Source organism: Micromonospora sp. NPDC050187, assembly GCF_044459745.1.
GTDB lineage: Bacteria > Actinomycetota > Actinomycetes > Mycobacteriales > Micromonosporaceae > Micromonospora.
The window spans coordinates 57,536-75,328 of record NZ_JBITJH010000005.1; the positions used below are offsets into that span (position 1 = coordinate 57,536).

General features: G+C 72.0%; 19 protein-coding genes and 1 pseudogene. 10 read left to right on the plus strand and 10 right to left on the minus strand.

The window, feature by feature from the left end; genetic code table 11:
* Window positions 1-91: 91 nt before the first annotated feature.
* The 4 genes and pseudogenes from ACIBJE_RS09895 to ACIBJE_RS09910 all read right to left on the minus strand — a co-directional run.
* A pseudogene (locus tag ACIBJE_RS09895) lies at window positions 92-524 on the minus strand (adenylosuccinate synthetase); the annotation flags it as partial.
* Window positions 521-1,528 carry a hypothetical protein gene (locus tag ACIBJE_RS09900; RefSeq protein WP_396745766.1) on the minus strand — a complete coding sequence of 336 codons (1,008 nt, stop codon included), beginning with the start codon at window positions 1,526-1,528 and terminating at the stop codon, window positions 521-523. The pseudogene ACIBJE_RS09895 and the gene ACIBJE_RS09900, both read right to left, overlap by 4 nt.
* A 10-nt stretch (window positions 1,529-1,538) precedes the next feature.
* Complete coding sequence (locus ACIBJE_RS09905) at window positions 1,539-2,522, minus strand: serine/threonine protein kinase (RefSeq protein WP_396745769.1); 984 nt, start codon at window positions 2,520-2,522, stop codon at window positions 1,539-1,541.
* Entirely contained in the window at window positions 2,519-3,271 is a 753-nt protein-coding gene (locus tag ACIBJE_RS09910) for an NUDIX domain-containing protein (RefSeq protein ID WP_396745772.1), read from the minus strand. The genes ACIBJE_RS09905 and ACIBJE_RS09910 overlap by 4 nt, the downstream gene beginning before the upstream one ends.
* Before the next feature lie 238 nt (window positions 3,272-3,509).
* On the opposite strand from ACIBJE_RS09910, the gene ACIBJE_RS09915 reads away from it, so the two are divergent.
* Entirely contained in the window at window positions 3,510-4,103 is a 594-nt protein-coding gene (locus tag ACIBJE_RS09915; protein ID WP_396745775.1) for an ImmA/IrrE family metallo-endopeptidase, read from the plus strand.
* Complete coding sequence (locus tag ACIBJE_RS09920) at window positions 4,100-4,486, plus strand: hypothetical protein (RefSeq protein WP_396745778.1); 387 nt, start codon at window positions 4,100-4,102, stop codon at window positions 4,484-4,486. Before ACIBJE_RS09915 ends, ACIBJE_RS09920 begins: the two co-directional genes overlap by 4 nt.
* A 49-nt stretch (window positions 4,487-4,535) precedes the next feature.
* Here the strand turns inward: ACIBJE_RS09920 and ACIBJE_RS09925 are convergent, their stop codons facing one another.
* Complete coding sequence (locus tag ACIBJE_RS09925) at window positions 4,536-5,387, minus strand: MaoC/PaaZ C-terminal domain-containing protein (RefSeq protein WP_396746654.1); 852 nt, start codon at window positions 5,385-5,387, stop codon at window positions 4,536-4,538.
* Window positions 5,387-6,766 (minus strand): 3-oxoacyl-ACP reductase, encoded by a 1,380-nt coding sequence (locus ACIBJE_RS09930; protein ID WP_396745780.1) that lies wholly within the window; start codon window positions 6,764-6,766, stop codon window positions 5,387-5,389. The genes ACIBJE_RS09925 and ACIBJE_RS09930 overlap by 1 nt, the downstream gene beginning before the upstream one ends.
* Before the next feature lie 55 nt (window positions 6,767-6,821).
* On the opposite strand from ACIBJE_RS09930, the gene ACIBJE_RS09935 reads away from it, so the two are divergent.
* The 6 genes from ACIBJE_RS09935 (at window position 6,822) to ACIBJE_RS09960 (ending at window position 11,958) form a co-directional block, all read left to right on the plus strand.
* Window positions 6,822-8,114, plus strand: coding sequence for an acetyl-CoA C-acetyltransferase (locus ACIBJE_RS09935; protein WP_396745783.1), 1,293 nt, complete (start codon window positions 6,822-6,824; stop codon window positions 8,112-8,114).
* A gap of 200 nt (window positions 8,115-8,314) precedes the next feature.
* A complete protein-coding gene (locus tag ACIBJE_RS09940) occupies window positions 8,315-9,169 on the plus strand; it encodes a TNT domain-containing protein (protein WP_396745784.1) in 855 nt (284 codons plus the stop codon).
* A 34-nt stretch (window positions 9,170-9,203) separates the two neighbouring features.
* Window positions 9,204-9,455 (plus strand): hypothetical protein, encoded by a 252-nt coding sequence (locus tag ACIBJE_RS09945; protein WP_396745788.1) that lies wholly within the window; start codon window positions 9,204-9,206, stop codon window positions 9,453-9,455.
* 129 nt (window positions 9,456-9,584) lie between these two features.
* Window positions 9,585-10,103, plus strand: a complete 519-nt coding sequence (locus ACIBJE_RS09950; RefSeq protein ID WP_396745791.1) for a SigE family RNA polymerase sigma factor — start codon at window positions 9,585-9,587, stop codon at window positions 10,101-10,103.
* Window positions 10,100-11,377, plus strand: a complete 1,278-nt coding sequence (locus ACIBJE_RS09955; RefSeq protein WP_396745794.1) for a hypothetical protein — start codon at window positions 10,100-10,102, stop codon at window positions 11,375-11,377. Before ACIBJE_RS09950 ends, ACIBJE_RS09955 begins: the two co-directional genes overlap by 4 nt.
* A 236-nt stretch (window positions 11,378-11,613) precedes the next feature.
* The gene (locus tag ACIBJE_RS09960) at window positions 11,614-11,958 is read left to right on the plus strand and encodes a UTRA domain-containing protein (RefSeq protein ID WP_396746657.1); all 345 of its coding nucleotides are present in this window, start codon (window positions 11,614-11,616) and stop codon (window positions 11,956-11,958) included.
* Here ACIBJE_RS09960 and ACIBJE_RS09965 read toward each other — a convergent pair.
* Complete coding sequence (locus ACIBJE_RS09965; RefSeq protein ID WP_396745797.1) at window positions 11,912-12,781, minus strand: GyrI-like domain-containing protein; 870 nt, start codon at window positions 12,779-12,781, stop codon at window positions 11,912-11,914. The two genes, ACIBJE_RS09960 and ACIBJE_RS09965, sit on opposite strands and share 47 nt — an antisense overlap.
* Window positions 12,782-13,122: 341 nt before the next feature.
* On the opposite strand from ACIBJE_RS09965, the gene ACIBJE_RS09970 reads away from it, so the two are divergent.
* Complete coding sequence (locus ACIBJE_RS09970) at window positions 13,123-13,599, plus strand: GNAT family N-acetyltransferase (RefSeq protein ID WP_396745800.1); 477 nt, start codon at window positions 13,123-13,125, stop codon at window positions 13,597-13,599.
* A gap of 59 nt (window positions 13,600-13,658) precedes the next feature.
* Here ACIBJE_RS09970 and ACIBJE_RS09975 read toward each other — a convergent pair whose 3' ends face one another.
* Genes ACIBJE_RS09975 through ACIBJE_RS09985 form a run of 3 tightly spaced genes read right to left on the minus strand, consistent with a single transcriptional unit; the run spans window position 13,659 to window position 15,829 of the window.
* The gene (locus tag ACIBJE_RS09975; protein ID WP_396745803.1) at window positions 13,659-14,846 is read right to left on the minus strand and encodes an MAB_1171c family putative transporter; all 1,188 of its coding nucleotides are present in this window, start codon (window positions 14,844-14,846) and stop codon (window positions 13,659-13,661) included.
* Window positions 14,847-14,849: 3 nt separating this feature from the next.
* Complete coding sequence (locus ACIBJE_RS09980) at window positions 14,850-15,368, minus strand: ImmA/IrrE family metallo-endopeptidase (RefSeq protein ID WP_396745806.1); 519 nt, start codon at window positions 15,366-15,368, stop codon at window positions 14,850-14,852.
* On the minus strand, window positions 15,365-15,829 hold the full coding sequence (locus ACIBJE_RS09985) for a helix-turn-helix domain-containing protein (RefSeq protein WP_396745809.1): 465 nt from the start codon (window positions 15,827-15,829) through the stop codon (window positions 15,365-15,367). Before ACIBJE_RS09985 ends, ACIBJE_RS09980 begins: the two co-directional genes overlap by 4 nt.
* 494 nt (window positions 15,830-16,323) lie before the next feature.
* Between ACIBJE_RS09985 and purB the strand changes: the two genes are divergently transcribed.
* Window positions 16,324-17,748 carry an adenylosuccinate lyase gene (gene purB, locus ACIBJE_RS09990; protein WP_396745812.1) on the plus strand — a complete coding sequence of 475 codons (1,425 nt, stop codon included), beginning with the start codon at window positions 16,324-16,326 and terminating at the stop codon, window positions 17,746-17,748.
* Window positions 17,749-17,793 lie beyond the last annotated feature (45 nt).

The following is a 17,793-nucleotide window of genomic DNA, read 5'->3' on the forward strand; positions in this document are numbered from 1 at the left end:
CCGAGGGGCGGGGGGGGGGGGGGGCGGGGGCCCCCCCCCCCCCGGGGGGGGGGGGGGGCGCCCCCGGGGGGGGGGGGGGGGGGGGGGGCCCCCCGGCCCGGGCGGGCCCCCCCCACCCCCAGCCCGCAGGAGCCGTGCCGGTCGGCTCCCCGGGCCAGCTCCCGGGCCCGGTTGGCGGCCCGGTGGTACGGCGTGGCGAGCAGCGCCTCGCCGTCGACGGTGAGCCGGTCGAGGGCGTCCGGCACCCCGACCGAGGTGAGGTGGTCGGCCTCGGCGGCCAGTGCCAACGGGTCCACCACCACGTGCCGGGACAGGTGGGTCCGCACGCCGGGGCGGAACGTACCCGCCCCGAACTGTGCGAACGTGTGCTGCCGGCCGTCGGCGAGCACGACGTTGTGCGCGGCCTGCGCGCCCCCGTTGAACCGGACCACCGTGTGCACCGGCCGGGTCGCGCAGAGCCAGTCCACGACGGTGCCCTTGCCGGCGTCGCCGTAGCCGAGGTCGACCACCATCACGTGGTTCACAGCCGGGTGACTCCTCCGGTCGAGCCGCCGCGCGGGGCCGGCAGGGTCGAGCCGCCACGCGGCGCGGGCAGGGCCGAGGTGGCGGGCAGTGCCGAGACCACCGTGCGCCGGCCGGCGCCGATCCGGGCCAGTGCCTTCGACACCGTGCCGGTGGCCGCCGACCCGTGCCGGTCCAGGTCGCGCAGGCCCTCGTCGAGGTCGATGGCCTCCTCGCCGAGTCCGACGGTGAGCGCGATGGTCTCGCAGACCGCGTCCAGGTCGTCCAGCTCGATGGCGTTCTGCCCGAGCAGGTCGCGCCAGAAGTCGAGCACCTTCCGGCTGCCGGAGTAGTGGCTGCCGGCGGGGAGGAGGTAGTAGGTGTCCCAGCGTCGGGTCACCTCGTCGACGATCTGGCGCACCGGCACGTCCTCGCCCAGGTCCTCGCCGACCACCTTGGACACCTCGCGGCGCTTGACCTTTCCGTAGGCCAGCTCGTCGCCGATGATGAAGAGGTAGCCGCGCCGGCCCCGCTTCTCCCAGGAGTCGGTGACCGTGTGCCGGGCCATGAAGTACATGGCCAGCTCGTACGACTCCATCATCTGGCCGCCGCCGCCGCCCTCCAGCACGATCTTGCCGAGGTCGTCGTCCATCCGGTTGTCCGACTCGAACTGCCCGACCTGCAACGGCGCCCGGTCGCAGGTGGCGTCGCCGATCGCGCCGAACATCACCTGCGGGTCACGGGCGTAGCCCTGGCGCAGCAGCAGCCCGAGCAACTGCGGCAGCTTGGCCTGGAGGGTGCGCGGCACGTGCCCCATCGAGCCGGTCACGTCGAAGAGCACCGCGATGGGGGTCGACTGCGGGTGCTCGTCGGAGTCGCGGCTCTCCCGGGTCGTCCCGCGCGGGTCGAGGTCGGGGTGCACGGTGCGGGCCCCGCTGTCGCTGTAGGAGAAGGCGCTCTTCCCGGTGGCCTTCCGGTAACGGTCGGCGGCGTCGTACACGTTGGTGGACCAGATTCCACTGCCCATGGCAGCCTCCCTAGGGATTGAGGGTGAAGGGGCGGAAGGTGCGCGGCCCGTAGAGCCGTTCCAGCACCTCGTCGAGTTCGCCGAGCAGTCGCCAGGCGTCGTCGGGTCGGGCGGTCAGTGCCGGCAGGCGGCAGCCGTCGGCGAAGGCACGCAGTTCGCGCGGGGCGCGGTCGCCCATCAGCCAGGTCATGCAGCGGGCGGCCATCGCGAGGTCGGTGCCCGGCCCGCACGGCCGCTTCGCGGTGACCTCGGCCGGATACCAGTCCTCGTGGCCGGGCACCATCGCCGGGACGGTGCCGCCGTCGACCACCGCGAAACACCAGTCGACCAGCACCACGCCGTGCGCGTCCGGCTCGATCAGCACGTGCCGGGGGAGCACCGCGCCGTGGACCACGCCGGCCCGGTGGGCCAGGCCGAGGGCGACCAGCAGCCGCCGCCACATCCAGGCCGCGTCCCGGCCGTCCAGCCCGTCCGGGTACGCCCGGCGCACGTCGTCCAGGCTGTGCAACCCTGGTACGGCGGCCAGCACGTTGACCCGCCGCTCCGCGCCGGTGGCCGCGTCCCGGTGCCGGAACGAGTCGACCAGCCGGGGCACGTACGGCAGGTGGCGTGGGTCGCCCCGCTCCTCAAGGATGCGCAGCGCGTGTGCCTCGCGGGCCATCAGGTCGTTGTCGCCGGGCTGGCGGGGCAGCTTGAGTAGCCGGTCCGCCCCGACGTCGTACAGGTCGGCCAGGTCACCGGGGTACGCGAGCCGGCCGAGCCGGTAGTCGCCGAGCAGGATCCCCGAACCGTGGGTCGTCGCCCGCCAGCGGGTGGTGACCTCGACGAACGCGTCGGTGGCGGCGGCGCGCATCCGGTCGTCGGCCCGACCGAGCCGGTCGGGATGCAGGGCCGCGACCAGTTCGCGGTACCGGTGGGCCGGCGCGTCGGTGCCGAACAGGTCGTCGTCGGTGCGCGCCGCCGCGACCAGGCGGATCGCCTCCTCCGTCCTCACCGGATCTCCTCCTCCCGGGCGGGGCGCAGCAGCGCCGGGTGGAGCAGCCGGGCGTCACCGGCCCGGTAGAGCTTCGCTCGCGGGCCGCCACGGGCCCCGCCGCGCTCGGTGGTCGCGCCGGTGCTCTCCACGAAGCCCGGTACGGAGAGCACCTTGCGGTGGAAGTTGCCGGCGTGCAGCGGGTGGCCCCAGACCGTCTCGTAGACGCCGCGCAGCTCGCTGATGGTGAACTCGGCGTCGAGGAAGCGGGTGGCCAGCGGGGTGTACTCCAGCTTGGCGCGGGCCCGCTCCAGCCCCTCGTCGACGATCCGGGCGTGGTCGAAGGCGAGTTGCCGGTTGCCGAGCGCGTCCACCGGCAGCCAGGCCGCCTCGGCGGCGTCGCTGGCGGCGACCGGGTCGGGCAGGTCGGGGGCGAAGGCCAGGTGGGCGATGGAGACGATCCGCATCCGGGGATCGCGGTCCGGATCGCCGTAGCTGCCGAGTTGTTCGAGATGGACGCGGCGCATCTGTTCGTCGCCCAGGCCGGTCTCCTCGGCCAGCTCCCGGCGCGCCCCGGTGGCGAGGTCCTCGTCGGGTTGGACGAACCCGCCGGGCAGCGCCCAGTGCCCTGCGTACGGCGGTTGACCGCGCCGGACCAGCAGCAGGTGCAGCGCTCCCTCGCGGATGGTCAGGGCGACCACGTCCACGGTGACCGCGACCGTCGGATACGCGGAGGGGTCGTACCCCGCCAGGAACTCCTGCTCGTCCACGCGCTCGTCTCTCTCAGTTAGAGAACAACTCAACTTGAGAAGAACATACTCCACGACCGGGTGACTGTCGAGCCCTGGTTTGGGGTCCTGCGCAAATGCGACTGTGGTCTGGCCCACCGGAACGGCAAGGTGTGCGATTATCGCACTACAGGCGGCCCGATGGCTGCGGCAGCAACTCGGCCTCGGCGACGAGCCGATAGGCAGCCTCATGGACATCTGTACGTGCGCTGGTCAGTGGGTGCTGGTCACCGACCTGCCCGGTGACGGGGCGTCGCTGATCGACGCGGAGTTCGCCGTCGCGGTCGTGAGCACGAAGGGCGATCCCGGTCGCCGGCGAGCCACTGCCGCGCACGAGCTGGGTCACCTCATCATCGGCGACGAGTATTCGAGTGACCTGGGCGTCAGTACCTCTCGCGCGGATCGGGAGGCGGCAATCGATGCCTTCGCGGCAGAGTTGCTGCTGCCCGCTGATGCGCTGGCCAATCGGCCTGCCGGTCCGATGACCCGGAACCAGCTGATCGGTTACGCCGCCCGGTATCGCACCTCCTGGTTGCTGGCACTGCGGCAGGCGGAGCGGGCCGGGGTGATCGATGTGGCGACCCGGAAGGCATGGAGTCACCCCCGCCCCACTCACGCCGAGTTCATGGAGGCTGTGGGGTGGGTGCCCCAACCTGATCTCGCGTCGGTGCGGGTTCCACCCCTTTACGCGCAGGCAGTGATGGATGCCTGGCGGGCGAACCAGATCACCCGGGTCAGAGCAATCGAACTCATGCACGGCCAGATCACGGAGGCGGATCTACCGGAGGAGGACGACCTGGAGATCGCGCCGTGAGCCTGTGGGCACAGGCGAACCGCGTTCTTGTGCTCGACACGATGGTTCTGCACCACTTCACGCTCGCCGACCGGTTGGACGTACTTCAAGACCTGCTGATGGACGCGGACTGCTGGACGACGCACGTGGTGATCGAGGAGTTACGGGTAGGCGCTGCGACCCGTCCGGAGCTGACCGCCGCGTGTGAGGTGAGCTGGCTGCGCAGAGCCCAGCTGGACACTCTCGACGAGGTGCGGTGCTTCACGTTGTGGGCCACCCGGCTCGGTGCCGGGAAGCGCAATCTCGGGGAGGCGTCCGTCCTGGCTGCCGCCGAGCTGCGGAAAGGTGTGGCCATCACGGATGCCGACTTTCCGGCCTACACCCGCAGGCACGGGCTGCTCTAGACCCGTGGCCAGCCTGCACCCGTGCCGATGCGGGAGCGGCCTGGACCGGTCAGGTGAGCTGGCCCACCAAGTGGGGACGGCCGGTGCGGGCGTCGTGTAGGGCGAACCCGCCGTCGGGCAGGGGGCTGAAGGCGACCGTCGAGGGCAGCGGGATCGCCAGCTTGAACGCCACCTCCACCGTGTACGCCGCCGGCAGGCGGGACGCCAGCGTGGCCAGGCAGCGGGCCTTGCTCCACATGCCGTGCGCGATCGGGCGCGGCTGGCCGAGCAGCCGCGCGCCCAGTCGCGAGGTGTGGATCGGATTGTGGTCCCCGGAAACCCGGGCGTAGTCCCGGCCCACCCGGGGACCGACCCGCCACAGCGCCGGCCCGGTCGGAGCCGGTGCCCACTCGCTCTGCTTCCGCGGTCCGCCGGTCGCCGACCGCTCCCGCCCGAGGTACGTCGACACGCCCCGCCAGACCTCCTGCCCGTCGACCGCGGCGACCAGCACCACGTCGAGCTGCCGGCCGCGCGGGTGCGGGCGCAGGTTCTCCGCGTACGTGGTGAAGTCCAGGGCCTCGCCCGCGTCGACCGGCCGGTGCACGGTGATCCGGTTGCCCACGTGCACCACGCCGGCCAACGGGATCGGGAAGCCCGGGGCGCTGATCAGCCGCAACGCCAGCGGAAACCCCATGACGTGCGGGTACGTCCCGGGCAGCGCATCGGTCAGCCGGAACCCGCAGACCCGGTCGTAGTCCGCCAGGTGCGCCCGGTCCACGGTGACGCCCCGGACGCTCAGCGCGACGTCCGGCAACTCACCGGAGCGCCGGCCGCCCACCCCGGGCAGCGAGCCGAGCACCGCCCGCCGGTAGAGCGGCCCCGACGCGGGCAGGCGCGGCAGCTCGATCTCCCGCCTGCCCATCACGCCCCCAGCAGGCTCTGGCCGCAGACCCGGACCACGTTGCCGGTGACCGCACCGGAGGCGGGCCAGGCCAGCCAGCCGATGGTCTCCGCGACGTCCACCGGCAGGCCGCCCTGGGACATGCTGTTCATCCGGCGGCCCGCCTCCCGCAGCGCCAGCGGGATCCGGGCGGTCAACCGGGTCTCGATGAACCCGGGAGCCACCGCGTTGACGCTGATCCCCCGCTCGGCCAGCGCCGGGGCCAGCGAGTGGACCAGCCCGATCACGCCGGCCTTGCTGGTGGCGTAGTTGGTCTGGCCCCGGTTGCCGGCGATCCCGGCGATCGACGAGACCGAGACGATCCGGCCGCCGCGCGGGATGAGTTCCCGCTCCAGCAGCACGTCGTTGATGCGTTCCTGGCTGGAGAGGTTCACGTCGATGACCTGGTCCCACCGGTCGGCGTTCATCCGGGCGATGGTCTTGTCCCGGGTGATGCCGGCGTTGTGCACCACCACGTCCACCCGGCCGTGCCGGGCGGCGAGGTGGTCGGCGAGGCGGGTGGCGGCGTTCGGCGCGGTCAGGTCGAGCTGCACGGCGGTGCCGCCGATCTCGTTGGCCACGGCGGCCAGCTCGTCCCCGGCCTCGGGGATGTCCAGCACGACCACCTGTGCGCCGTCGCGGGCCAGCACCCGGGCCAGGGCCGCGCCGATGCCCCGGGCCGCTCCGGTGACCAGGACGACCTGCCCGTCCAGCGGGCGGTCCCAGTCGGCCGGTGCGGTGGCCGGGCCGGTGCCGACCCGGATCACCTGCCCGGAGACGTACGCCGAGCGGCCGGAGAGCAGGAACCGCAGGGTCGCCTCCAGGCCGGTCTCCGTGCCGGCGTCCCCGTCGACGGTGACGTACACCAGTTGCGCGGTGACGCCCCGGCCGAACTCCTTGCCGATGCTGCGGGTCAGCCCTTCGAGGGCCCGCTGGGCGGTGGCCTCGCGCGGGGTGGCGCACTGGTCGGGCGGGGTGCCGAGCACCACCACCCGCCCGCTGGCGTGCAGCGACCGGGCGTACGGGTGGAAGAAGTCGTAGAGCTGCCGCAGGCCGGTCGATTCGGTGATGCCGGTGGCGTCGTACACCAGGGCACCGAAGCGGGTGTCGGCGGACGCGGCGGCCACGTCGCCCCCGGCGGCCGGATCGTCGGTGGTCGGCTCGACCCCGGCGGCGCGGAGGATCCGGCCGACCGGTTCGGCGAGTCGACCCGCGGTCGCGGCACCGAGCAGGGCAGGGCCGGGCAGCAGTGGGTCACCGGGGCGGTGCCGGCGCAGGCGGGGCGGGTCGGGCAGCCCGAGGCGCTTGACCAGCGCGCGACCGGCCCCCGATTGGACGAAGCTCGCGTACCTGTCGGTCATAGGCGTAGCCTACTGGTGAGTAGGGTTGGGGCAAGTGTTTCGAGGAGGCGGGATCGTGCAGAGCATCCGACGGGTCGCGGTGATCGGCGGGAACCGGATCCCCTTCGCCCGGTCCAGCTCGCGGTACGCGAGCGCGTCCAACGCCGACATGCTCGGCGCGGCGCTCGACGGTCTGGTCGCCCGGTTCGGCCTGGCCGGGCAGCGGCTCGGCGAGGTGGTCGCCGGGGCGGTGCTCAAGCACTCCCGGGACTTCAACCTGACCCGCGAGGTGGTGCTCGGCTCGAAGCTCGACCCGCACACCCCCGCGTACGACATCCAGCAGGCGTGCGGCACCGGGCTGGAGGCGGCCATCCTGGTCGCCAACAAGATCGCCCTCGGACAGATCGACGTCGGTGTGGCCGGCGGCGTGGACACCACCTCCGACGCCCCGCTCGCCGTCAACGAGGACATGCGCCGCACCCTGCTCCAACTCAACTCTGCCCGCACCCTCGGCCAGCGGCTGAGGATCGCCGCGAAGCTCCGTCCGCACCAGCCCTTCAAGCCGGAGATCCCGCGCAACGCGGAGCCACGTACCGGGCTGTCGATGGGCGAGCATGCCGCCCGCACCGCCCTGCGCTGGAGCGTCGACCGCCAGGCCCAGGACGAGTTGGCGCTCCGTTCGCACCAGCGGCTCGCCGCCGCGTACGACCGGGGGTTCTTCGACGACCTGGTCACGCCGTACCTGGGGCTGACCCGCGACCAGAACCTCCGCCCGGACACCACCCTGGAGAGGCTCGGCGGCCTGAAGCCGGTGTTCGGCACGAAGGGGGCCGACGGTGGACTGGCCACCATGACCGCCGGGAACTCCTCCCCACTGACCGACGGCGCGTCGACGGTGCTGCTGGCCAGCGAGGAGTGGGCGCGGGAGCGGAGTCTGCCGGTGCTCGCCTGGTTCACCTGGTCCGAGACGGCGGCGGTGGACTTCGTGCACGGCGACGAGGGGCTGCTGATGGCCCCCGCGTACGCGGTGCCCCGGATGCTCGCCCGCGCCGGGTTGACGTTGCAGGATTTCGACTACTACGAGATCCACGAGGCGTTCGCCTCGCAGGTGCTGGCCACCCTCGCCGCCTGGGAGTCGCCGGAGTTCTGCAAGGAACGGCTCGGTCTGGACACGCCGCTCGGCCCGATCGACCGGGACAGGCTCAACGTCAACGGATCGTCGCTGGCGGCCGGGCACCCGTTCGCCGCGACCGGTGGCCGGATCGTCGCCACGCTGGCGAAACTGCTCGCCGAGCAGGGCGGCGGCCGGGGGTTGATCTCGATCTGCGCGGCCGGCGGCCAGGGCGTCACGGCGATCCTGGAGCGCTGAGCCCCACTGGCGTACGCCGGCGGGTCGGTGGTAGTCGTGCGCTGGTGGTCGAGCGGCAGATCAGGGAACGGGAGCGATCCAGGCAAAAGGGAGATGTGAGCACTTTCCTCCTTTGGAGTATGAAAGGTATGGCTGCTCACATTCACGTACAAACTTCTTGAGGATGAAGGTCACTGATCCATCGTCTTCAGGAGGTTCCCATGGCGATCGACCGTCGACTTCTGGCGCTACTGGCCGGTGTCGCTTTCGTCCTGCTTCCGCTGCCCGCCCAACCGGCGGGCGCGGTCATCGGGCAGCCGGTCACCGCGCCCGCCACGCCCTCGCCTTCGCCTTCGCCTTCGCCTTCGCCCAGCGTCGAGCAGAGTCCGACGCCCTCGCCCCCGGGCAGCCAGACCGGCGGCCAGCAGCAGGACAGTCGGGCGTCCGCCTCGCCATGCCGACCGGGTACGCCCCCGAACGCGCCGCCGACCACCGCGTACGACGACAACCAGCTCCTCGGCCCGTCCCAGGCGCTGACCTCCGACCCGGTCGGGCCGCTGCTCGGCGGGTACAAGCGTTTCGGTGGGCTCACCGAGCAGGAGTTCCTCGACCAGTACACGAACGCGGCGCAGAAGTCGTACGTCTACCCGCCGGCCGGCGGGTTCGTCGTCGGGTCGGAGGGCAGCCCGGTCAAGGCGGCGCAGACCCTGCTTCCCGGCTACCGGCTCGACCGGTTCGGCTTTCCGGGCGGCGCCTACCTCTCGCCGCTCGGCACGCCGTTCGGCTCCCGGTCGCTGCCGCCGGCCAACCTGAGCACCCCGGAAACCGCGCCGCTGGCCAACTACCACGTCTACTGCGTGCTCAAGTCGTTCACCGTCGACTCCGGGCCGACCGCGCCCTGGTTCGCCCAGCCCGGAATGGGCACCCAGTTCAAACTGGAGCAGAAGTACCTGCCCGAGGCCGGCGCGAAGCTCAGCATCACCTGGTTGATCGAGAACGGGTACCTGGTGGAGGAGGATCTCACCGCCACGCCACAGGGGCAGTGCGGCACCACGGCCGGTGTCACCGTCTGCTGAGCGGTGGTGGATCGAGGAGGACAGGAGACGGCGGGTGGACCGGCACGAGTTGCGTAACGTCCTGCTGCACACCGGGCTCTCCCCGGAGGCCTTCGAGCTGGAGGACGTCCACGAACACGTGCCGCTCCCGCCGGACTTCTGGTTCCTGCGCCGGGCCCCCGACGGCCGGTGGGAGATCGGCCTCTACGAGCGCGGCGTCCACGACGTCCGGGAGACCCACGACACCGAGGACGCCGCCTGCCGGGCCCTCCACCAGGCCCTGACCGGCCGCCCCGCTCCCCCGTGAGACCTGACCGCCCTCCGGATCGTAGTGGCGAACGGCCCTTCCCGAGGCCGTTCGCCACCACGGTCGAGGCAACCTCCGGGGCGACACCCTCCGTTTCCTGGGCATGACGGTAAACGCGGGTTCCGTGCGGTGAGATGCGCGGACGAGGAGGAGTACCGGCAGTTCGTGGTCGCCCGGCTGGATTCGCTGCGCCGGACGGCGTACCTGCTCTGCCGCGACTGGCACACCGCCGACGACCTGGTCTCCATCACCTTCGGCAAGCTCTACCGGCACTGGCGGCGGGTCCGCACGGTGGAGAACCTCGACGCGTACGTGCGCGGCATGCTGACCAACGCCTGGCTGGACGAGCGACGCCGGCCGTGGCGACGCGAACGCAGCGTCGACGAACTCCCCGAAAAGGTGGACCTGTACCAGGCCGAGCCCGCCCTCGCCGACCGGGAGATGCTGCTCGACCTGCTCGGACAACTGCCGGTCCGGCGTCGGGCGGTGGTCGTCCTGCGCTTCTACTGCGACCTGTCGGTGGAGGAGACCGCCGGGATCCTCGGCATCAGCCCCGGCACGGTCAAGAGTCAGGCCGCGCGCGGCCTCGACGCGCTGCGCGCCCTCGCCGCCAACCCGGCCGGACGTCCCAGGGAGGAGTGGGCATGAGCTACCGACAGGCACTCGACGAGGCGATCGGACACTCGCCGGTCTCGACAATCGACGTCGACCACATCATCAGCCGGCAACGACGGGCCAGGAAGCTACGGCTCTGGGGAGGTGGCGGAGCCGGCGCGGCTGCCGTCCTGGCGGTGACCCTCACCGCCAACCTGCTGTGGGGCCCGCACACCTCGGCCGTCCCACCGGGCGTCGACCCCGGAGTCACCATGGCCGGCACCGAGGCGGACTGGCAGCGCGTCGACGCCGTCGTCGTCGCGTCCCTGAGACGCGTCGCCCCCTGGATCACCTGGCCGGATTCCACCACCCCCCACGACCGGCCCGAATGGACGACGAACCAGAGCTCCCGCGACACCGTCGAAGGCTTCTCCGTCCAGGGCAACATCGCCGTCGGAGCTGCCCAGGGCACCCTGGCAGTACAGGTGACGCGGAACGCCCGGCACCAGTTCGAGCAGTCGCCCTGCACCAGGGAGCAGGTCGCTGCCGAAGAGTGTCGGGAGAGCACCGGGTCGAACGGCCGACAGGTCCGGATCGCGGAAGTTCCCCATGCCACCGGCGCACCCGAGCGCGACTACTGGCAGACCCGCATGGTCACCGTGTTACGGCCGAACGGCACCGCGGTCATCCTGCACCTGAGAAACACCCTGTCCCAGGGGCCGCCTCCGCTGACGGTCGAGCAGATGACCGCCGTCGCGTCCGATCCGGCCGTGGAACTCGGTCCCCTGCCTCCCGGCAGGGAGGCGCCATCGGGCCCGGCGATCTGGCCGAGCGCTCCGGAGGACCCCGCCCAGAAGGAACGGCTCGACAAGGCCGTCCTCGCCGCGTTGCGTGCCCAGGTGCCCGGCATCACGGGAGGCCACTCGGTCGAGCTGGAGAAGGTGTGGTCGGAATCCAGGGGCGAGAACACCATCGACAGCTACTCAGGGGGAGCCAAGATCACCAAGGGGTCGGCCCGCCCGGCGCTCTTCTCGGTGAACATCCGACGCATCGGACCGGGTGGCGGGCTCACCTGCGGCAAGCCGTCCAAGGCCGTCAGCTGCCGCCACGGTGAGGGGCCGAAGGGCGAGCGGTACCGGATCACCACCGACATCACCGAGAAGGACAGCACCCGCGCCGGCAAGCGGACGATCGTCGTGCTTCGCGAGGACGGCTCCCGGCTCGAGGTGAACCAGACCAGCGGCGGCATCGGACCGGCCTTCGCACTGACCGAGAAGCAGCAACTGGCCATCGCGCTCTCCCCGAACCTCGCCTTCACGGCCGACTAGCGGCGAACCCTGGTGGCGGTCGGTCTCGTCGGAGACCGGCCGCCACTGGTGGTCAGCGACGGCGGGGAAGCCAGCCCAGGAAGCGGCCCCGAAGCTCCGCCGGGGAGAGGTCGGGACGTTCCGCGAGGGCGTCCAACATGTACGAGGCGAGCGTCCCTGGCCTGCCTACGCTGTCCAGGCGAACCCACGTGACTTGGAGGTTGACCATGGCTAACCAGGGTTGGCTGAGCGTCTCCATGCCCTATGTCACGACTGGTGCGGCTGAAGCCTGGAAGGCCGAGGCTGCGGCTGGCGGCGGTGTCGGGAGCCAGCAGCTGCTGGGGGCCGCGGAGGTGGTGGCTCCGGCCGAAGTCGCCACTGCTCTTGGCGTCGAGCCAGGTGCCATGGTCGTGGTGCGCCGTCGGCTGATGCTGCTCGACGACCGACCGGTCGAATTGACGGACTCGGGTCGGCCCGGCCGCCTCGGGTGTAGGACCGATAGGCGGCCGGGCCGGATGTCGGGGTCCGGTGCGGGTCAGGTGTTTGTGGAGCTGGTCACGTCGGCTCTACGGGCAGCCACAGTTCACAGGTCGCGGTGCTGAAGTCCTCGGCGCGTTCGAGGACCGCGACGATCGACGGACCCGGCCGCAACCGCCACCGGTTCGAGGGGAACCACTCGGTGGCGGTCGCGGCCCAGGTCTGCTGGAGCGTGCTCGGGTACGGCCCCGAGCTGCGGAAGACCGCCCACGTACCGGCCGGGACCTCGATGGCGTCCAGCCCGTCGGGTGGCGGGGTGTCGCCGGTGATCGCGACCCCGTGCAGGTAGGTCAACTCGGTGCCTTCGGCGGAGTCGGCGTCGAGGTCGTCGCTGACCGCGAGGATCCCGGCCGGCTCGGTGTTGCTCATCGCCTTCAACCGCAGGTGCTCCTCCGGCGGGAACGAGGTGACATGCCGGTGGATGTGCGGGTTGACGCCCTCGTAGATCAACGGGACCCGGGCCGAGTGTCCGACGAGCCGGAACGCGGGGCGGTCGACGATGCGGGTGTCCATGGGAGTGCTCCCTTCGACGGTCAGGCGGAACCTGAGCTGTGGTTGTGTGCGTAGGGGGCCTCCGTCACGGCGTACCTCGCTGAGGCCGGCACCGTGCACCGCCCGGAACGCTCGCCCGAACGCCTCGGTCGAGCCGTACCCGTGCCGTACCGCGATGGACAGTAGGTCGTCGTCGCCGCTGACGACGTCAGCCGCAGCGGCCGTCATGCGGCGCCGGCGCACGTACTCCGAGACCGGCATGCCGGCCAGCGAGGAGAACATCCGGCGTAGGTGGTACTCGGTCGTGCCGAGCTTCCTGGCCAACCCGTCGAGGTCGAGCTCCTCGGTGAGGTGCTTCTCCACGTGGTCGACCAGCCGGTTGAGTGCCGAGATCAAGAGGACCTCCCTTCCGGCATCAACTCTGGGCTTCGGCGCCTGGTCCGCGCCCGACCGCTGCGGTCCGATCCGATCATCCGCTCACCGCTCGGGCTGGTCGCGCCTGACGCACGCCCGACCGGTGTCGTGACGTCGGCAATTCGGTCCTCATCAAGGTCCGCCGTCGTTACGCTGGCGCACGCTCACCCGGCGGTGACCGGACGCGATACGGGGTGTCCCATCCGGCGGTGCGGGCCTGGCATCTACGGGCAGGGGCGGCCGGCGGAGGTCCCCGGCAGGACGACTTCCGCGCGATTCACCGCCGCCGGCGACGCCATCGATTGTGAGGGAAGGGGCGGCGCATGGAGCTGGAGCTGGTGCGGTTCGACGGAGCGTACGCCGGGACGGTGGCCGGGTGGGCCGCGTCGGTCGAGGAGACCCGGTGGTGGTGTTCCCGGGACGAGGTCACCCCGGAGACGGTCGCCGGCTGGGTGGCGCAGCCGGACACCGAGGCGTACGGGCTGGTGGAGGCCGGTGAGCTGGTCGGGTTCGGCGAGATGTGGGTGGACGAGGACGAGGCCGAGGTGGAGCTGGCCCGCCTGATCGTCGCGCCGGGACACCGGGGTCGCGGCATGGGGCGTCGGTTCGTTGCCCTGCTGACCGGGGAGGCGCTGCGCCGGAAGCCGGCGGTGTGCCTGCGGGTGAACCCCGCCAACACCCCCGCACTGCGCTGTTACACCGCCGCCGGGTTCCGCGCGGTGCCGCAGGAGCAGGCCGACGAGTGGAACCGGGACCAGCCGGAGGCGTACATCTGGCTCTGCCACCATCCCTCAGCCTGATCACAGCCGGCCACCACTCGATCCCTCCGGCTGCCTTCTGCCGCCGTTCGCCGCGGTGATCAGGCGTCGTCGGCGGTTTCCCGGACGGCGGCACCGACCAGGGGGGAGGTGGCGAACGCGCGGGCGACTCGGGCCAGCTGCTCGACCTCGCGTACCTCGTCGAGGGCCGGATCGGGCGGGTCGGGCAGCTCCGGGCGGCGTGGGCGGACGTCGGCGCGCATCGCGGCCAGCGCGGCCCGCAGCTTCGCGGCCTCCACCACGGCGGCCAGGTCGTCGCCGCCGAGGCCGCCGGCCTCCGCGTGGCGGCGGGCCCGGTCCCCGACGGCTTCGCTGAGGTACGGCCGCAGCACCAGCCGCGCGTCGTAGATCTCGATGACCCGGCGGTGCAGCCGGTCGGCCGGTCGCCACCAGCGTCGGTCGTGGGCGAGGCGCACGGCCGGTACGGCGGCGCAGAGGGCGACCCAGAGTGGGCGCAACTGTCGGAGCAGCCGGATCCGGTGCGCGGTGCCGGGCACGGCGGCGAGCCGGGGACCCCAGGCGGGCATGGTGAGCCCGCCGATGACCAGCAGCGCCCCGGTGCTGGCGGTGATCGGGACCAGCCACTCCATCCGGGGCAGGTCGTCCCAGCAGATGGCGGCGATCACGTCGCGGACGCGGGCCAGGGTGTACACCAGCCCGACGGCGGCACCGACCGCCGTGGTGCGCAACCCCCGGCGCAGCCAGCCGGGGCCGACCAGCCGGGCGTACGGCCAGCAGATGCGGATGATGTCGATCAGCCCCGCCGAGAAGGCGGCGAGATACATCAGCAGGTAGGCGGCGAGTTGTGGCCGGTGGGCGTAGGTGGCCACGAAGTCGGTGCTGTGCGTGTCGGTCGGGCCGACGCCGAAGAAGAGCACCCCGAGGACCAGGACGACCACGCCCAGGGCGACCAGCCGGTAGCGGCTGTGTCGGCCGGCCCGCTCGGGCGGGTTGGTCCACCAGAGCAGCAGCACCTGGATGCTGGTGGAGAAGCCGACCACGCAGAGGTGGGCGATGAGCGCGGCGATGTTGTCGACGCCGATGGCCCGGTCGGCGAACGCCCAGACGGCCGGCGTGGAGACGGTGAAGGTCAGCGCCAACAGGGCGAACGTGCTGGTCACCGCAGCCCGGGCCGGGTTGCCGGTGGCGTCGCGCAGGGTGGTGGCCAGCCGTACGCCGGCCGCCGTCCAGGCCAGGACGGCCAACCCCGGGTAGAGGAGGTCGTGCACGCCTCACGGACCGCCGAGGGACTGCCGGATCCGGTCGACGACGGCCGCGGTCGACGGGTCGGCGTCGACGCTGGGCGGGGCCTTCCGGCGGGCGGCGTGCTTGCGGAGCAGGCCGGCGATGACCTCGGCCTCCCACTCGGCTCGTTCGTCGTAGCCGGGCACCCGGCCGAGCACCGAGGTGACCATGTCGGGGTCGAGGGTCGGCATGAGCAGGCGGGTCAGGTCGACGGCGTCGACCGGTCGGGCGGCGTGCCCGGCGAGCAGGTGGCCCAGCTCGTGGGCGACGATGTGCCGCTGATGCAGTGGACTGGTCTGGTTGTCGTACGCCACGTAGTGACTCTGCGGCGTGGAGATCACGATGCCGCACGGCGCGTCGGTGGGCAGGGGCAGGGCGAGGAGCTGGATGGGCCGGTCGAGGCGTTCGGCCACGGCGCCGCAGAGCGCGGCGCTGTCCGCCGTGGCCGGGATCCGGATACCGCTGGTGAGGCGCGTCAACCGTCGTTTGGCACGCCACCCGGTCATGATCGTCCGTCCTCCGTCGGCCCGGTCTCCCGCCCGGCCAGCCCCTCCAGTTCCAGACAGCGGTCCACCATCTGCTGGATGACCTGTTGGCTGGCCGGGGAGAGCCCCTTGTGCTGGAGCACCGTACGCAGGGACACGTGCTGCACCTGGAGTTTGCGCAGCGCGTCAAGCGTGCGGAGGTCGGCGATCGTGTGCCGGGCCTGCTCGTCGTCGAAGAAGTACGCCGGGCTCACCCCGAAGAACTGCGCCAGCGCTTCTATGTGCTCTTTGGTGGGGTTCGTCCGGCGGCCTGTGCGTAATTGCCAGATATATACGTCGGAGATGGACCCTCCGGTCGCCCTAATTGCGCCCGCCACGTCCTTGTTGCTGTGCGGGGCCTCCCGACCGGCCGGCCGGACCGTGTCGAAGAGCAGGTTGAGCCGGTCCGCGAACGACGTGCCACCCTCGGCTGTGCTGCTCACGGCGTCACCTCCGCCATCGGGGAAGCTGAGATTAATTGATGTTCATATGCCATTAACGTCAGTTGACGTCCTCAGCGCATCCATCGTAGGCTCATCGATGTTGGCGCGTGGGCGGGACCTGGTCGCCATCTCATTCCGGTATCGCGTCCGGGGGGACAAGCGTCGATCCGGTAATGCAGAGGCCGGCATCCACGGGGGGAGATGCCGGCCTCTGCCACGCACCTTAGCGACGCGCCCCGGTCGGTGCAACGGGTGGCGGGAGATCCGCGACCGTCGTTGGCTCCGGCCGACCGGGCGCGTTCCGATCCCGTCCGGGGTGCGGCCGGACGGGGTCCGACGGACCCAGGCGCACCGGGCTCCGCCGACCCGGCCGCCCGGGACTCCGCCGACGCGGCCGACTCGGCCGCCACCGGGTGCGCCGATCCGCGCGAGCGTCGCCACGAGGGCTCTGACCTGGGTGGGGCGGCGCGGTGCGCGTACCGGAGAATGACCGGGTGACGACGATCCCGAACGTGCTCGCCAACCGTTACGCCTCACCCGAGCTGGCCGCCCTCTGGTCCCCGGAGGAGAAGGTGCGCCTGGAACGGCAGCTCTGGCTCGCCGTGCTCCGGGCACAGCGCGACCTCGGCGTCACGGTGCCGGACGGGGTCGTCGAGGCGTACGAGCGGGTGCTGCCCGACGTCGACCTGGCCTCGATCGCGGCCCGGGAACGGGTCACCCGGCACGACGTGAAGGCCCGGATCGAGGAGTTCAACGCGCTCGCCGGCCACGAGCACGTGCACAAGGGGATGACCTCGCGGGATCTCACCGAGAACGTCGAGCAGCTCCAGGTGCGTCGCTCGCTGGAGCTGGTCCGGGACCGGGTGGTGGCCGCGCTGGCCCGGCTGGCCTGGCTCGCCCACGAGCACTCCGGGCTGGTGATGACCGGGCGGTCGCACAACGTCGCCGCGCAGGCCACCACGCTGGGCAAGCGCTTCGCGTCGGCCGCCGAGGAGCTGATCATCGCGTACGAGCGGCTGGCGGACCTGATCGACTGGTACCCGCTGCGGGGCATCAAGGGCCCGGTCGGCACCGCCGCCGACCAGCTCGACCTCTTCGACGGCGACGCGGAGAAGGTCGCCGAGTTGGAGCGGCGGGTGGCCGAGCACCTCGGCTTCAGCCGGGTGCTGGACAGCGTCGGGCAGGTCTATCCGCGCTCGATCGACGTCGCGGTGCTCGCCGCGCTCTCCCAGGTGGCCGCCGCCCCCTCCTCGCTGGCCACCACGATCCGGCTGATGGTCGGCCAGGAGCTGGTCACCGAGGGCTTCAAGCCGGGCCAGGTCGGCTCCAGCGCGATGCCGCACAAGATGAACACCCGGTCCAGCGAACGGGTCAACGGTTTCGCGGTGATCATCCGGGGTTACCTGTCGATGGTCGGCGAACTGGCCGGCGACCAGTGGAACGAGGGGGACGTCTCCTGCTCGGTGGTGCGCCGGGTGGCCCTGCCGGACGCCTTCTTCGCCGCCGACGGGCTGTTCCAGACCTTCCTCACCGTGCTCGACGAGTTCGGGGCGTACCCGGCGGTGGTCGAGCGGGAGCTGGAGCGCTTCCTGCCGTTCCTGGCGACCACGAAGATCCTGGTGGCGGCGGTGCGCCGGGGCGTGGGCCGCGAGGTGGCGCACGAGGCGATCAAGGAGCACGCGGTCGCGGTGGCGTTGGCCATGCGGGAGCGGGGCGTCGCCGGCAACGACCTGTTCGACCGGCTGGCCGCCGACTCCCGCCTCGGCCTCACCCGGGCCGAGATCGACGCCCTGGTCGCCGACCGCGCCGCCTTCGTCGGTGCCGCCGCCGCCCAGGTCGCCTCGGTCACCGCCCGGATCGCGAAGATCGTCACCCAGCACCCCGGGGCCGCCGCCTACTCCCCACCCCCCATCCTCTGACCATCTCCGGCGCTCTCCCGCGTTGATCAAGAAGTTCGCGTCAGG

Coding starts and splice junctions, on each gene's coding strand:
- ACIBJE_RS09900 (WP_396745766.1), bottom strand. CDS start 1,528: ATGGGCAGTGGAATCTGGTCCACCAACGTGTACGACGCCGCCGACCGT.
- ACIBJE_RS09925 (WP_396746654.1), bottom strand. CDS start 5,387: ATGGGCAGGCGGGAGATCGAGCTGCCGCGCCTGCCCGCGTCGGGGCCG.
- ACIBJE_RS09930 (WP_396745780.1), bottom strand. CDS start 6,766: ATGACCGACAGGTACGCGAGCTTCGTCCAATCGGGGGCCGGTCGCGCG.
- ACIBJE_RS09940 (WP_396745784.1), top strand. CDS start 8,315: ATGGCGATCGACCGTCGACTTCTGGCGCTACTGGCCGGTGTCGCTTTC.
- ACIBJE_RS09955 (WP_396745794.1), top strand. CDS start 10,100: ATGAGCTACCGACAGGCACTCGACGAGGCGATCGGACACTCGCCGGTC.
- ACIBJE_RS09960 (WP_396746657.1), top strand. CDS start 11,614: ATGCCCTATGTCACGACTGGTGCGGCTGAAGCCTGGAAGGCCGAGGCT.
- ACIBJE_RS09970 (WP_396745800.1), top strand. CDS start 13,123: ATGGAGCTGGAGCTGGTGCGGTTCGACGGAGCGTACGCCGGGACGGTG.
- ACIBJE_RS09980 (WP_396745806.1), bottom strand. CDS start 15,368: ATGACCGGGTGGCGTGCCAAACGACGGTTGACGCGCCTCACCAGCGGT.